The 13,909-nt window shown below is 66.0% G+C and carries 14 protein-coding genes and 2 tRNA genes; 8 read left to right on the top strand and 8 right to left on the bottom strand.

All coding sequences use genetic code 11. The features are described from left to right. Positions 1–4: 4 nt before the first annotated feature. Positions 5–343, bottom strand: a complete 339-nt coding sequence (locus tag FFS49_RS08330) for a multidrug efflux SMR transporter (RefSeq protein WP_039358831.1) — start codon at positions 341–343, stop codon at positions 5–7. A 3-nt stretch (positions 344–346) separates the two neighbouring features. Beyond that, the gene (locus FFS49_RS08325) at positions 347–844 is read right to left on the bottom strand and encodes a heme-degrading domain-containing protein (protein WP_011351856.1); all 498 of its coding nucleotides are present in this window, start codon (positions 842–844) and stop codon (positions 347–349) included. A 197-nt stretch (positions 845–1,041) separates the two neighbouring features. Here FFS49_RS08325 and FFS49_RS08320 point away from each other — a divergent pair. The 7 genes from FFS49_RS08320 (at position 1,042) to FFS49_RS08290 (ending at position 6,310) form a co-directional block, all read left to right on the top strand. Beyond that, positions 1,042–1,118 (top strand) — tRNA-Met (locus FFS49_RS08320). Positions 1,119–1,279: 161 nt separating this feature from the next. Then, positions 1,280–1,825, top strand: coding sequence for an NUDIX hydrolase (locus FFS49_RS08315; protein ID WP_071334400.1), 546 nt, complete (start codon positions 1,280–1,282; stop codon positions 1,823–1,825). Positions 1,826–1,836: 11 nt separating this feature from the next. Beyond that, positions 1,837–2,601, top strand: coding sequence for a leucyl/phenylalanyl-tRNA--protein transferase (aat, locus tag FFS49_RS08310; protein ID WP_046545543.1), 765 nt, complete (start codon positions 1,837–1,839; stop codon positions 2,599–2,601). 33 nt (positions 2,602–2,634) lie between these two features. Next, positions 2,635–3,465, top strand: coding sequence for an arginyltransferase (locus tag FFS49_RS08305; protein ID WP_039358841.1), 831 nt, complete (start codon positions 2,635–2,637; stop codon positions 3,463–3,465). A gap of 98 nt (positions 3,466–3,563) precedes the next feature. Continuing rightward, positions 3,564–4,601, top strand: coding sequence for a quinone-dependent dihydroorotate dehydrogenase (locus FFS49_RS08300; RefSeq protein WP_039358844.1), 1,038 nt, complete (start codon positions 3,564–3,566; stop codon positions 4,599–4,601). A 99-nt stretch (positions 4,602–4,700) separates the two neighbouring features. Then, positions 4,701–5,495 (top strand): cystine ABC transporter substrate-binding protein, encoded by a 795-nt coding sequence (locus FFS49_RS08295; protein WP_105816343.1) that lies wholly within the window; start codon positions 4,701–4,703, stop codon positions 5,493–5,495. Positions 5,496–5,617: 122 nt separating this feature from the next. Further along, the gene (locus FFS49_RS08290; RefSeq protein ID WP_039358850.1) at positions 5,618–6,310 is read left to right on the top strand and encodes an amino acid ABC transporter permease; all 693 of its coding nucleotides are present in this window, start codon (positions 5,618–5,620) and stop codon (positions 6,308–6,310) included. A gap of 51 nt (positions 6,311–6,361) precedes the next feature. On the opposite strand, the gene FFS49_RS08285 is transcribed toward FFS49_RS08290, so the two are convergent. The 6 genes from FFS49_RS08285 to rnr form a co-directional block, all read right to left on the bottom strand. Continuing rightward, positions 6,362–7,348 (bottom strand): Gfo/Idh/MocA family oxidoreductase, encoded by a 987-nt coding sequence (locus FFS49_RS08285; RefSeq protein WP_105816342.1) that lies wholly within the window; start codon positions 7,346–7,348, stop codon positions 6,362–6,364. 101 nt (positions 7,349–7,449) lie between these two features. Beyond that, on the bottom strand, positions 7,450–8,166 hold the full coding sequence (locus tag FFS49_RS08280) for an FCD domain-containing protein (protein WP_039358856.1): 717 nt from the start codon (positions 8,164–8,166) through the stop codon (positions 7,450–7,452). Positions 8,167–8,445: 279 nt separating this feature from the next. After that, the gene (rpiA, locus tag FFS49_RS08275) at positions 8,446–9,141 is read right to left on the bottom strand and encodes a ribose-5-phosphate isomerase RpiA (RefSeq protein WP_105816341.1); all 696 of its coding nucleotides are present in this window, start codon (positions 9,139–9,141) and stop codon (positions 8,446–8,448) included. 91 nt (positions 9,142–9,232) lie between these two features. Next, positions 9,233–10,105: an N-acetylmuramoyl-L-alanine amidase gene (locus tag FFS49_RS08270; RefSeq protein WP_105816340.1), complete on the bottom strand. Its 873-nt coding sequence runs from the start codon at positions 10,103–10,105 to the stop codon at positions 9,233–9,235. Positions 10,106–10,202: 97 nt separating this feature from the next. Continuing rightward, on the bottom strand, positions 10,203–10,946 hold the full coding sequence (rlmB, locus tag FFS49_RS08265; RefSeq protein WP_039358863.1) for a 23S rRNA (guanosine(2251)-2'-O)-methyltransferase RlmB: 744 nt from the start codon (positions 10,944–10,946) through the stop codon (positions 10,203–10,205). Positions 10,947–11,094: 148 nt separating this feature from the next. Next, positions 11,095–13,563: a ribonuclease R gene (gene rnr, locus FFS49_RS08260; protein ID WP_039358866.1), complete on the bottom strand. Its 2,469-nt coding sequence runs from the start codon at positions 13,561–13,563 to the stop codon at positions 11,095–11,097. Between the two features lie 249 nt (positions 13,564–13,812). Between rnr and FFS49_RS08255 the strand changes: the two genes are divergently transcribed. Beyond that, positions 13,813–13,899 (top strand) — tRNA-Leu (locus FFS49_RS08255). Positions 13,900–13,909: the final 10 nt, after the last annotated feature.

Here is a 13,909-nt window from a genome sequence, read left to right as displayed (position 1 = left end):
ACGCTCAGTGCGCCTGCATCTTCGAGAACAGGTTCAACACCACGACGCCGGCGATGATCAGGCCAAGGCCGATCACGGCCGGCAGGTCCGGCACCTGGCGATAGAGCAGCATCGCAACGAGCGTGATCAGCACGATGCCGGCGCCCGACCAGACTGCATAGATGATGCCGACGGGCATCGTGCGCAACGTGATCGACAGGCAGTAGAACGCGATACCGTAGCCGGCGACGACCAGCAACGACGGCCAGAGGCGCGTGAAACCGTCCGCCGCGCGCAGCGCCGACGTGCCGATCACTTCCGCGACGATCGCGATCGCGAGCCATGCGTAACCGGGCAGTTGCATCGCTCAGCTCCTGGCGAGGGCCAGCACGGCGTAGTCGTGGCCGAGCTCGGCACACAGCGCCTCGACGACGAATTCGTGGTCCGCGCGCTGCGGCAGCCCCGACGCAGTGATCGAGCCGATCACGCCGGCACCGGCGACGGTCAGCGGAAACGAGCCGCCGTGCGGCGAATATTCGGCGATCGGCAGCCCGTGCTTGTCGGCGAGCGTCGCGCCGGCCTGCTGCATGCGCAGGCCGATGGCGTACGAGCTGCGGCGGAAATGCGCGACGACGTTGCGCTTGCGGCGTACCCAGTCGGCATTGTCGGGCGTGGCGCCAGCAAGCGCCGCATAGAACAGCGGCTGGCCGAACGTGACGATGTCGATCGCGATCGCATGGCCGCGCGACGTCGCGAGCGCGTGCATCCGGTTCCCGAGTGCCCACGCACGGGCCGGGTCGAAATGGGGAAATACAAGCGCCTGTTCCTGCGCGCCGATCGATTGCAGATCGTGAGCGATGTCCATGAATCCGTCGATACAGTAATGAGAGCGGCAACAGCGCCGAAGCGATCCCGCACGGCCCCGCTGGCGAAGAAACGAAAAAAACCGCTCGATTCTAGCGCACGCACCTGCCGTACCGGCCCCACAAGCAGCGACAAGAAATTGTCAGAAAACGCTTGCACGCATTCGGGTTACTCCTTATAATTCATTTCTTCGACGGACGCGGGGTGGAGCAGTCTGGCAGCTCGTCGGGCTCATAACCCGAAGGTCGTAGGTTCAAATCCTACCCCCGCAACCAACGTCCAGAATGATGCAAAAAGCCCGGCCCAGCGCCGGGCTTTTTGTTTTTCCGCCGCACACCCCTCCCTGCTTCGCGCGACACGCGGCCTGCACGCGCAGGCGTTCAAGAATGCCGCGCCCCGGTGATACACTCGCATCACCTCGTCCCTTCCACTCGACATGAAATTCTGCTCCGTCTGCGGTCACGAAGTCATCGCGCGCATTCCTCAGGGCGACAACCGCGAGCGCTTCGTCTGCGATCACTGCGGCACGATCCACTACCAGAATCCGCGCAACGTCGTCGGCACGGTCCCGGTCTGGGGCGACCAGATCCTGCTGTGCCGCCGCGCGATCGAACCGCGCTACGGGTTCTGGACGCTGCCCGCCGGCTTCATGGAAATGGGCGAGACGACGGCTGAAGCCGCCGCACGCGAGACGCTCGAGGAAGCCGGCGCGCGCGTCGAGGTGCAGAACCTGTTCACGCTGCTCAACGTGCCGCACGTGCACCAGGTCCACCTGTTCTACCTCGCGCGGCTCACCGATCCGGCGTTCGAGGCCGGCGAGGAAAGCCTCGAAGTGAAGCTGTTCGACGAAGCCGACATCCCGTGGGACGAAATCGCGTTCCCGACCGTCAGCCAGACCCTGCGATTCTTCTTCGCCGATCGCGCCGCGGGCGACTACGGCGTGCACACCGGCGATATCTTCCGCTCGCTGCGCAACGGCTGAGCCCCCGCCCCATGGTCCCCTGGCTCGGCCCGGACGATCCGTTTCCGCCCATCGAGCGCGCGCTCGGTCCCGCGACCGGCGCGCCGGGGCTGCTCGCCGCGAGTGCCGACCTGCTGCCCTCGCGCCTCATCGACGCGTACCTGCGCGGCATCTTCCCGTGGTATTCGGACGGCCAGCCCGTGCTGTGGTGGAGCCCCGACCCGCGCATGATCCTCGTGCCGGCCGAATTCAAGGTATCGCCTTCGCTGCGCAAGACGCTGAAGCGCGTGCTGCGCGAGCCCGAATGGGAAGTGCGCGTCGACCACGACTTTCCGGGTGTCATGCGCGCGTGCGCGCAGGCGCCGCGGCGCGGGCAGCGCGGCACGTGGATCACGGCCGAAATCATCGACGCGTACACGTCGCTCTACCGCTCCGGCAACGCGCACAGCATCGAGACGTGGCACGACGGGCGGCGCGTCGGCGGCCTGTACGGCGTGTCGTTCGGGCGGATGTTTTTCGGCGAATCGATGTATGCGGACGCGACCGATGCGTCGAAAATCGCGCTGGCCACGCTCGTCGCGCACCTTCGCGAGCAGGGGCTGGAAATGATAGACTGCCAGCAGAATACGTCGCATCTAGCGTCGCTCGGCGGCCGCGAGATCGCACGCAAGGCCTTTGTCGCTCACGTGCGCAGCGCGGTAGCCGAACCGCCGATTCCGTGGCAGTTCGACAAGCGCGTGCTCGCCGCGCTGACGGGCCGCGCCGGAACGGCGGCCCCCTCCGGAATCGAGCGCTAGCGCGGCACTCCCTCCCTGCAACGAGAGCTGCCCATGACTCACCCGACTGAGCTGCCGCTTTCACCGCTTTCGGCGCTGCAATTCTATGCAACGGCGCCCTATCCGTGCAGCTATCTGGACGGCCGCGTCGCGCGCTCGCAAGTCGCGACGCCGAGCCACCTGATCAACTCCGACATCTACACCGAGCTCGTGAAGGCCGGCTTCCGGCGCTCGGGCGTCTTCACGTATCGCCCGTACTGCGACGGCTGCCGAGCCTGCGTGCCGGTGCGCGTCCCCGTCGACGCATTCGCGCCGTCGCGCACGCAGCGCCGGATGTGGAAGCGGCACCGCTCGCTCGTCGCGACGGTTTCGCCGCTGCACTACGACGAAGAGCACTACGCGCTCTACATGCGCTACCAGTCCGCGCGCCACGCGGGCGGCGGCATGGATCGCGACAGCCGCGACCAGTACGAGCAATTCCTGCTGCAGAGCCGGATCAACTCGCGCCTCGTCGAATTCCGCGACCTCGACGCCCCGGGCGGCGAGCCCGGGAAGCTGCGCATGGTCAGCATGATCGACATCCTCGGCGACGGGCTGTCGTCCGTCTATACGTTCTTCGAGCCCGACGACCAGCACACAAGCTACGGCACCTACAACATCCTTTGGCAGATCGAGCAGGCGAAAAGCCTCGGCCTGCCCTACGTGTACCTCGGCTACTGGATCCGCGAGAGCCCGAAGATGGCCTACAAGGCGAACTTCCACCCGCTCGAAGGGCTGATCGACGGCCGCTGGAAGATACTCGATCCGGAACGGATCGACCTGCCGCCCGTCGACGCGGCGCTAGCCCGTGCGCCGTTGCCGGGCGGGCATTCCGGCTCGGGCTGACGCACGCCGCGGGGGTGACGAAGCGAAGCGCGCCCCTGCCGCCCAACTCCCGGTAAAATAGCGGGTTGTCATTCATTCCGGCTGTCCGCCCTATTCCCGTGTTCAGTTCCCTCTATCCGCTGGCCCGCGCATCCCTGTTCAAGATGGATGCGGAAGACGCTCACCACCTCACGCTGCGCGCGCTCGGCGCGGCCGGCCGCACGGGCCTTGCCTGCGCGCTGTCGGCCCGCGTGCCCGACGCACCGCGCACCGTGATGGGGCTCACGTTCCGCAACCCGGTCGGCCTCGCGGCCGGCCTCGACAAGGACGGCGCGGCCATCGACGGCCTTGCGGCGCTCGGCTTCGGCTTCATCGAGGTCGGTACGGTCACGCCGCGCCCGCAGCCCGGCAACCCGCGCCCGCGCATGTTCCGCCTGCCGCAGGCCGAAGCACTGATCAACCGGATGGGCTTCAACAACCACGGCGTCGACCAGTTCGTGAAGAACGTCCAGGCTGCCCGCTATCGCGGCATCCTCGGCCTGAATATCGGCAAGAACGCCGATACGCCGATCGAGCGCGCCGCCGAGGATTACCTGTACTGCCTCGAACGCGTGTACCCGTTCGCGAGCTACGTGACGATCAACATCTCGTCGCCGAACACGAAGAACCTGCGCCAGCTGCAGGGTGCGGGCGAGCTCGACGCGCTGCTCGCGGCGCTGAAGGACAAGCAGCAACGCCTCGCCGACCTGCACGGCAAGCTCGTGCCGCTCGCGCTGAAAATCGCACCCGATCTCGACGACGAACAGGTCAAGGAAATCGGCGACACGCTGCTGCGCCACAAGATCGAGGCGGTCATTGCCACCAACACGACGCTGTCGCGCGCGGCCGTCCAGGGACTGCCGCATGCCGACGAAGCCGGCGGCCTCTCCGGCCGCCCCGTGTTCGATGCGTCGAACGAAGTGATCCGCAAGCTGCACGCCGAAGTCGGCAGCGAAGTGCCGATCATCGGCGTCGGCGGCATTTTCTCGGGCGAGGATGCCCGGGCGAAGCTCGCGGCCGGCGCGGCGCTGGTGCAGCTCTACACGGGGTTCATCTACCGCGGCCCCGCGCTCGTCGCAGAATGCGTGAAGGCCGTCGCCCGCGACCGCACCGCGTAATATAGGCATAAACAAACGATATTTAGTGGTCGATTGCATTTTTGCTATCATCGGCCCGTTATCAGAATCAATGACCCGGACAGGGCAAGGAAACACACGATGAAGATTGCGCTGTTGAAGAAGCTGCTGGTTGCCGGCCTGATCGGCACGTCGTTCGCCGCCGCCACCGCGCATGCGGCCGACCTCCTCGACCAGGTGAAACAACGCGGCACGCTGCGAGTCGGCCTCGAAGGCACGTTCCCGCCGTTCAACTCGAAGAACCCGCAAGGCGAACTCGTCGGCTTCGACGTCGACATCGCGAAGGCCGTGGCCGCGAAGCTCGGCGTGAAGGCCGAATTCGTGACGACCGAATGGAGCGGCATCATCGCGGGCCTGCAGGCCGGCAAGTTCGACGTGATCGCCAACCAGGTCGGCATCACCGACAAGCGCAAGGAAACGCTCGACTTCTCGCCGGCGTACACGTACTCGTCCGCGCAACTGATCCAGCGCAAGGATGACACGCGTGACTTCAAGTCGCTTGAAGACCTGAAAGGCAAGAAGCTCGGCGTCGCGCTCGGCACGAACTACATGGACATGGCGAAGTCGGTGCCGGGCATCGACGTGAAGACGTACCCGGGCGCGCCCGAGTACCTGCGCGATCTCGCGGCCGGCCGTCTCGACGCGGCGCTCAACGACCGCCTGATGCTCGCGTACCTGACGAAGCACTCGCAACTGCCGCTGCGCCCGGGCGCGAACGTCGGTTCGGCGAACCCGTCGGGCATCCCGTTCAAGAAGGGCAACCCGAAGTTCCAGAAAGCGATCGACGATGCGATGGCGCAACTCGAGGCCGACGGCACCTTCACGAAGATCTCCGACAAGTGGTTCGGCATCGACGTGACGAAGCCGATCAAGTAAGCACGCCTGCATTTCCCGCCTGACGGCGGGCCGGAAAGGGCGGCATCCGTAACGATGCCGCCCTTTGTTTTATCGGTCCGGTTTATGATTGCGCTTTCGCGCACGCATTCGCTTCGTATTCCATGTCGACAACGTCCCTGCTCGTCCAATCGCTGCCGGTGCTCGCCCAGGGTGCCGTACTGACCGTCAAGTTCGCCGTGCTGTCGATGGTGTTCGGCCTGCTTGGCGCCGTCGTGCTCGCGATGATGGGCATCCGGCAAAGCGAAGCGCTCGACGGCTTCGAACGCATCTGGGTCAACGCGCTCGCGTGGCTGGCACGCGCGTACGTGAGCCTGATGCGCGGCACGCCGCTGCTCGTGCAGATCTTCGTCATCTACTACGGGCTGCCGAGCCTCGGCATCTCGCTCGATCCGACGCCCGCCGGCGTCATCGCGCTGTCTGCGAACGTCGCGGCTTACATGTCGGAAAGCATGCGCGGCGCGATCAACGGGATCGCGCGCGGCCAGTGGCTCGCCGCGTACAGCCTCGGGCTGTCGTGGGGGCAGACGCTGCGCTACGTGATCGGCCCGCAGGCGCTGCGCATCGCGGTGCCCAGCCTGTCGAACAGCCTGATCAGCCTGATCAAGGACACGTCGCTCGTGTCCGTGATCACCGTGACCGAACTGCTGCGCAGCGCGCAGGAAGTGATCGCGGCGACCTATCAGCCGCTGCCGCTCTACCTGGCCGCCGCCGCCGTGTACTGGATCCTGTGCCAGGTCCTCGAATGGGTGCAGCGCTGGTACGAAAAACGCCTGTCGCTGCCCACGCGGCACTGAGCGCACCCGTCCGCGGGGCCGCTCGCGCGTGTCCGGCTCCCGCCCTCCCGCTTACTCGCCCGAATAACGCACGCCGAGCGCCGCTCGCGCGGCATCGGTCATCGCGATCATCTGCCGCGAATGGTCGTGCGTCATGATCGGGCTTTCGGTCTTGCCCGAGCGCAGCAGGTCGCAGAAGTGAGCGGTCTCGTAGTTCAGCCCGCCGCCGTCGACCGGTGCGTCGAGTTCGACGGTGCGCCCATCCGCATACCGGATCGTCGCGCGCGCCGGGTTCCACCACTTCTCGTGAATCGTCACGTGGCCGCCGGGCGCGGCGATCAACGCGTCGCCGCGGCCCATCACGTCGAGCCCGCAAAAAATCTGCGCGATCCCGCCGTTCGCGTGCACGCTGTTCAGGCTCGCGAACAGGTCGACACCCGTTGCCCCGACTCGGCCGAGCGTCTGCACGTCGAGCGCCGCGCCGAGCCAGTCGACCGCGAGAAACGCCTCGTAGATCCCGATATCGAGCAGAGCGCCGCCCGCGCGATCGAGGCGATAGACGGAATGGTCGTCCGGTACCGACGACGACGCGCACCCTGCCCGCACGAGCCGGATCTCGCCGATCGGATCGTCATGCAGATGCGCGCGCAACTGACGGTACAGCGGGAAGAACGGCGGCTTCATCGCCTCCATGAAAAGCCGCCCGGCGTCGCGTGCCGCACGCAGCACGGTGTCGAGTTGCGCCGTGTTCAGCGTCGCGGGCTTTTCGCACAGCACGGCCTTGCCGGCAGCAAGCGCGGCCAGCGTGTACTGCGCGTGACTGTCATGGAGCGTCGCGATGTAGATCGCGTCGATATCGCTCGCGAGGAGTGCGTCGAGGCTTGCGGCAGGCGTACCGCCGTACGCTTCGCAAAAGTCTGCCGCGGCATCGGCGCGGCGGGCCCAGGCACCGGCGAGCGTGGCGCCCGGCACATGCGCGAGGCTTTGTGCGAAACGGCGCGCGATGCTGCCTGCGCCAATGATGCCGAAGCGCACCGTGCGTTGGTCGTTGTCGTTCATCCTGATCGTCCGTGTCGGTCGTATGACGGTAGCCGGCACGCTGCCGGCCGGCCGTCATGATAAACGGCCCGGCGGCACACGGATGAGCGACTCGCGCAGCGTCAGGCGCGCATGGGCACGTCGACGGAGAAATCGCGCGAGATCTCGTCGGCGCTGAAATCGATCAGCGCGAGCGAAGCGGCTTCGGCTTCGCGCGGATCGCGACGCTCGATCGCGTCGACCACACGTGCATGCGCCTTCACGACGATGTCGTGTGCACCTTCCTTCTGCACGACACGCGGATTCACGAGACGCACCGCACCGCGCACGATCGCCGCCATCTGCTGGAAGAACTGGTTGCCGCTCGCCTGCACGATCCGCGTATGCAGCAACTCGTCCGCCGTGTCGTAGCCGGCGTCGCCCGGCTGCAGCACCTTGAACGCATCGAACGCTTCGCGGATGCCCGCGATGTCGGCAGCCGTCGCACGCACCGCCGCCTGCGCGGTCGCACGCGGTTCGATCAGCATCCGGAATTCGATGACGTCGCGCATGAACTGCGGATCGGGTTTCGCCCGGAATCGCCAGCTCACCACGTCTTCGTCGATCATCCGCCAGTCGCGCATCGGCCGCACCCGCGTGCCGACTTTCGGACGCACGTCGAGCATGTCGCGTGCAAGCAACATCGATAGCGCTTCCCGCATCACGGTGCGACTCACATCGAACTCTTTCGACAGCACGTCCTGCGGCGGCAAGATGCCGCCGTACTTATCCTCGACGATACCCGAGACAAGCCCATCCATCACTTTGGCGACCAGTGACCGGTCTTTGCCCTGCTCCATGACACCTCCCCGTGCGTCGATTTGCGAACACCTGCTCCGCAGTTCCGCCGGCCCTGGTTACGACTGTTCTTATGATCTATAAGTTGATGAGTTCGAGGATATTTCGCTATCTGGTAAACACCTGACAGGGTTATCCCTCTTTTTGACGGGGTGATTTATACGGCTAAAAATAAGGCCCGGGAAGCGCATTGCGCCTACCGGGCCCCGATTTCCACAAGATTTAAACATTCAGTCCATTACGACGTGCGGCATTTCATTACGGACTGCTTGTCTTATCTTTCAATTAGCCGAATATACGATCGTTTCAACGCCGTTTTCCGTGCCAAGCAAGCACAGATTCGCACCGCGCTCGGCGAACAGGCCGACCGTCACGACGCCCGGCCATGCGTTCACCTGCGCTTCGAAACCGCGCGGATCGGCGATCTGCAGGCCCTTTACGTCGATGATCTCGTTGCCGTTGTCCGTGATGTACGGTGCACCGTCCTTCGTCACGCGCAGCACCGGCACGCCGCCGAGCGCGGTCACGCGCCGGCCGATCGCCGTGCGCGCCATCGGCACGACTTCGATCGGCAGCGGGAACGCGCCGAGCACCGGCACGCGCTTGCTGGCGTCCGCGATGCAGACGAACGTATCGGCCACCGACGCGACGATCTTCTCGCGCGTCAGCGCGCCGCCGCCGCCCTTGATCATCGCGCCGCTCGCGTCGATCTCGTCGGCGCCGTCGACGTACACCTGCAGCGAGTCGACCTCGTTCAGGTCGAACACCTTGATGCCGTGCGACTTCAGGCGTTCGGTCGTGGCGATGGAGCTCGACACGGCGCCGCGATAGCGCGCCTTGACGACGGCGAGCGCGTCGATGAAGCAGTTGGCGGTCGAGCCGGTGCCGACACCGATCACGGCGCCTTCCGGCACGTTCTGGATCACGTAATCAGCGGCGGCCTGGCCGACGAGGCGTTTGAGTTCGTCTTGAGTCATGGAGTGGTAATGCTGCGGAATTGCGGAAAACCGCCAGTTTACCGGACTCGGATGACGGCCCGCTCATTTCGGCGTGCCGGGCACCGCGGATTCAGGGCGCGCCCGCTGCGGACGCGTTGTCCGCCGGTTGCGTGCCGGCGAAGTACTTGTCGAGCAATGCCTGCGCAATCGCATCGGTTTCGGCATCCGGGTTGCCCGCATAGTCGGACGGCCTGAAATGCATCTGGAACGCCGCGAACACGCGTCGCGTGCGTGCGTCGAGCACGCCATCGGTGGCCACGTCGTAGCCGTAGCGCGCGAGCTTGAGCTGCAGTTCGCGCACGTCGACCGGCGCATGCGGATCACGACCGCCGAGCCGCGCAGTCACGGTCGCCTCGTCCGGCCACGCGCCGACGCCGGCCTCGGCCAGCGCATGCCACGGAAACAGCGGCCCCGGATCGATCTTGCGTTGCGGCGCGATGTCGCTGTGCCCGACCACGCGCGTCGGCGGAATCCCGTAGCGCGCGACGATATCCTTCGACAGCCGGGTCAGCGCCGCGACCTGTTCGGGCGGATAGGGCTGCCAGGTGCGGTTTTGCGGATCGAGCGGCCCGCGGTTCACGTTCTCGATGCCGATCGACACCGCATTCAGCTCGGTCGTGCCCTGCCACGCGCTGACGCCCGCGTGCCATGCGCGATTCGATTCCGGAACGAGCTGGTAGACCACCGGCATCCCGCGCTCGATGCGCGGCTGCGGCGGGATGACGTAATGCACGCTGACCGCATCGCCCGTCAGCGTGCGCAGCGATTTCGCCTCGTCGCTTTCGGTGTAATGCATCACGAGAAAGCGGACCCGCGCATCGGCGCCGCGCGCGTGCAGGCTCGTGTCGGCATAGTAGGTACCGCGTTCGACGAGCGACGGCGACGTACAGGCCGCCACCAGGCACAGCGCGGCGCAGGATACACCAATGCGTAACAGGGTCATCGGTCGCGAGCTCCGGAGAGCCGCGTGCCGCATCGGATCGCGGCACGCGTCGTTCGGGTCATTCAAGGCCCGCGCAGGGCGCGCGGGACGGGCTGCGTCAGCCCTTCACGCGCCGCTGGCGCACGGCTTCGTACAGGCACACGCCGCTTGCGACCGACACGTTCAGGCTTTCCACGCTGCCGGCCATCGGAATGCTCATCACTTCGTCGCAGGTGTCGCGCGTCAGCCGGCGCATGCCTTCGCCTTCCGCGCCCATCACGAGCGCGACGGGGCCGTCGAGCTTCGTTTCGTAGAGCGTCGCCGATGCCTCGTCCGACGTGCCGATGATCCACACGCCGGCGTCCTTCAGCTCGCGCAGCGCACGGGCGAGGTTCGTCACTGTGATGTACGGCACCGTATCCGCCGCGCCGCTCGCCACCTTGGCCGCAGTGGCGTTCAGGCCGACCGCACGGTCGCGCGGCGCGATCACCGCGTGCGCGCCGGCCGAATCGGCGACACGCAGGCACGCGCCGAGGTTGTGCGGATCGGTGACACCGTCGAGCACCAGCAGCAGCGCGGGGCCCTGGATGCCGTCGAGCAGCTCGGACAGGTTCTGCGCGAGCGGGATGTCCTCGACACGCGCCACGACGCCCTGGTGACGCTCGGTATGCGCGAGGCCCCACAGGCGCGTTTCATCGGCCGCGATCAGCCGCACGCCCGCTTCCTTCGCGGTGTGCAGGAAGTCCTGCATGCGGCGGTCGCGGCGCGTCTGGTCGTACAGCACCTCCGCAACCGTCGATGCATCGTGCCGCAAACGTGCGGTCACCGCATGAAAACCGTAAAGAACCTTCAGACGTGACATGACTGGAACAACCTTCGATCAAACGTGCGGCCGCGCGACGCGCGCAGCCGCGATCCATGGAAAAGGAAAGCGCCGCGTTGCCGGCGGATGACCGGTCACGCGGCGTCTCTCGATACTGCGGGGCGGGCGCTGGCGCCACCCCGAACGCTCAATACTTCTTGCGGGCGCGTGTCTTCTTCGCGGTCGGCTTCGCCGCCGCACCGCCACCGCTGCCACCCTTCTTACGCGCGGCGCGCACTTCCTTCACCGCGACACTCGGCGCACTCGCAGCCTTCTTGCGGCGCGGCGCCGGCTCCTCCACCTGCGGCAGCGTGCGTACACGCGGGCCGTTGCCGCGATCGACACCGCCGCCGGCGGAAGCCGGCGCGGGCGACGGACGCGGCGCCTTCACCGGCGTATCGCGCACGAGGCGGAAGTCGATCTTGCGTGCATCGAGATCGACGCGGCTCACCTGCACGCGCACGCGATCCGACAGGCGATAGCGGATGCCCGTGCGCTCACCGCGCAGCTCGTTCTTGATCTCGTCGTACTGGAAGTAGTCCGAGCCGAGTTCCGTGACGTGCACGAGCCCTTCGATGAAGAGCGTGTCGAGCTGCACGAAGATGCCGAACGACGTGACGCCGTTCACCATCCCGCCGTACTCCTCGCCGAGCTTGTCTCGCATGAAGTAGCACTTGAGCCAGGCCTCGACGTCACGCGAAGCTTCATCCGCGCGGCGCTCGTTCGCCGAGCAGTGCAGGCCGAGTTCTTCCCAGATCGCCGTGTTCGAGCGCGAGCGGCCGCGGGATTCGTCGTCGGCCTGCTGCATCGCGCGGGCGCGCGGCGACAGCGCGGTGTTCAGCTCGAAGCCTTCCGGCGCCTTCGGCACGTATTTCTTGCCGGACAGGATCGCGTAGATCGCGCGGTGCGTGAGCAAGTCCGGATAACGGCGGATCGGGCTCGTGAAGTGCGCGTATGCCTCGTAGGCGAGGCCGAAGTGACCAATGTTGTCCGGGCTGTAGACGGCCTGCTGCATCGAGCGCAGCAGCATCGGCTGCAGCATCTGCGCATCGGGCCGGTCGCGGATCTGCGCCATCAGCGCCGCGTAGTCGCTCGCATGCGGCTTGTCGCCGCCGCCGAGCGACAGGCCCATGCCGCGCAGGAACGCACGCAGGTTCTCGAGCTTCTCCGGCGTCGGCCCCGCGTGCACGCGGTACAGGCCCGGATGCTTGTTGCGCTTCAGGAAATCGGCCGCGCAGACGTTCGCGGCCAGCATGCATTCCTCGATCAGCTTGTGCGCATCGTTACGCTGACGCGGCACGATCTGCTCGATCTTGCCCTGCGAGTTGCAGACGATGTAGGTCTCGGTCGTGTCGAAGTCGATCGCGCCACGCTTCTGCCGTGCGGCGAACAGCGACTTGTAGACGCCGTACAGATCCTGCAGGTGCGGCAGCAGGTCCGCGCGGCGCGCAGCCTCCGGCCCCTTCGTGTTCGACAATACGGCGGCGACTTCGGTGTACGTCAGGCGCGCTGCCGAATGGATGACCGCCGGATAGAACTGGTACGCCTTGATTTCGCCGCGCGCGGTAATCACCATGTCGCATGCGAGCACGCAGCGGTCGACCTGCGGATTCAACGAGCAGAGGCCGTTCGACAGCTTCTCCGGCAGCATCGGAATCACGCGGCGCGGGAAGTAGACCGACGTGCTGCGCTCGAGCGCGTCGGCATCGAGCCCGCTGCCCGGCTGTACGTAGTGCGACACGTCGGCGATCGCGACGATCAGGCGGTAGCCGTCGCCGCGGCCGACCTTGACCGGCTCGCAGTAGACGGCGTCGTCGAAGTCGCGGGCATCCTCGCCGTCGATCGTCACGAGCGGCACGTCGCGCAGGTCGACGCGGAAACGCAGGTCGGTCGGCCGCACCTTGTCGGGCAGCGCGGCGGCTTCGTCGAGCGCCGGCTGGCTGAACTCGTGCGGCACGCCGTACTTGCGCACCGCGATTTCGATTTCCATGCCCGGATCGTCGATGTCGCCGAGCACCTCGACGACACGGCCGAGCGGCTGCGAATGGCGACTCGGGAAATCGGTCAGCTCGACGACGACGACCTGCCCGACCTTCGCCTTCTTCACGTTCTGCGTGATCAGGATGTCGTGGCCGATGCGCTTGTCTTCCGGTGCGACGATCAGCGCGCCGTTCTCGTTGAGCAGGCGGCCGATCACGCGCTTGTTCGCACGCTCGGTGACTTCGACGACATGCCCTTCCGGACGGCCGCGGCGATCGTAGCCGACGATCCGTGCGAGCACGCGATCGTTGTGCATCACCTTCTGCATTTCGCCGTTCGGCAAAAACAGGTCGTCCTGGCCGTCGTCGCGAATCACGAACCCGTAGCCGTCGCGATGGCCCTGCACGCGCCCGGCGACGAAGTTCGACGGATGGGTCAACTGGTAATGGCCGCGCTTGTCGAGGCGGATCTGGCCGTCGCGTTCCATCGCGGCGACACGCCGGAAGAACCCCTCGCGCTCCTGACGCTTGATCGACAGTGCTTCTGCGATGTCGTTGGCGGCCAGCGGCGCGTCGCTCGTACGCAGCACGCCGAGAATTTCTTCACGGCTCGGAATGGGGTACGGATATTTGCTCAAGGGTTTGTCGATGGTTGTTCTCGTTGCGTTGATTGATGGTGCACGGCATCAACATAGAGGTGTCCGTCAGACAGTTCTATATTGACGGCGGCGGGTCATTCTATCACCCGCCTGTGTCACCAAAAGACCGGAATGCCGCCAGCAGGCGCGGCGAAGCCCGGTTTGCGATGCATCGCAAAAAAGTGTTGACACGAATAATTGGGGCGCTATAATTTCGCTTCTTTGCAGCAAGCAGCTACTGCAAAACGTGCCCAGGTGGCGGAATTGGTAGACGCACTAGGTTCAGGTCCTAGCGGTGGCAACATCGTGGAGGTTCGAGTCCTCTCCTGGGCACCATCTGTTTTAT

Source organism: Burkholderia sp. 4NA327C6 (assembly GCF_005502655.1).
Lineage (GTDB): Bacteria > Pseudomonadota > Gammaproteobacteria > Burkholderiales > Burkholderiaceae > Burkholderia > Burkholderia contaminans.
This window is presented reverse-complemented; position numbering and strand designations above follow the sequence as displayed.

What these genes read in the sequence shown, in the direction of transcription:
- FFS49_RS08285 (WP_105816342.1), bottom strand. Translation starts at nt 7,348, where the DNA reads ATGAACGACAACGACCAACGCACGGTGCGCTTCGGCATCATTGGCGCA.
- FFS49_RS08315 (WP_071334400.1), top strand. Translation starts at nt 1,280, where the DNA reads ATGAAATTCTGCTCCGTCTGCGGTCACGAAGTCATCGCGCGCATTCCT.
- FFS49_RS08325 (WP_011351856.1), bottom strand. Translation starts at nt 844, where the DNA reads ATGGACATCGCTCACGATCTGCAATCGATCGGCGCGCAGGAACAGGCG.
- FFS49_RS08305 (WP_039358841.1), top strand. Translation starts at nt 2,635, where the DNA reads ATGACTCACCCGACTGAGCTGCCGCTTTCACCGCTTTCGGCGCTGCAA.
- rpiA (WP_105816341.1), bottom strand. Translation starts at nt 9,141, where the DNA reads ATGACTCAAGACGAACTCAAACGCCTCGTCGGCCAGGCCGCCGCTGAT.
- FFS49_RS08290 (WP_039358850.1), top strand. Translation starts at nt 5,618, where the DNA reads ATGTCGACAACGTCCCTGCTCGTCCAATCGCTGCCGGTGCTCGCCCAG.
- FFS49_RS08330 (WP_039358831.1), bottom strand. Translation starts at nt 343, where the DNA reads ATGCAACTGCCCGGTTACGCATGGCTCGCGATCGCGATCGTCGCGGAA.
- rlmB (WP_039358863.1), bottom strand. Translation starts at nt 10,946, where the DNA reads ATGTCACGTCTGAAGGTTCTTTACGGTTTTCATGCGGTGACCGCACGT.
- FFS49_RS08270 (WP_105816340.1), bottom strand. Translation starts at nt 10,105, where the DNA reads ATGACCCTGTTACGCATTGGTGTATCCTGCGCCGCGCTGTGCCTGGTG.
- FFS49_RS08280 (WP_039358856.1), bottom strand. Translation starts at nt 8,166, where the DNA reads ATGGAGCAGGGCAAAGACCGGTCACTGGTCGCCAAAGTGATGGATGGG.
- aat (WP_046545543.1), top strand. Translation starts at nt 1,837, where the DNA reads ATGGTCCCCTGGCTCGGCCCGGACGATCCGTTTCCGCCCATCGAGCGC.
- FFS49_RS08295 (WP_105816343.1), top strand. Translation starts at nt 4,701, where the DNA reads ATGAAGATTGCGCTGTTGAAGAAGCTGCTGGTTGCCGGCCTGATCGGC.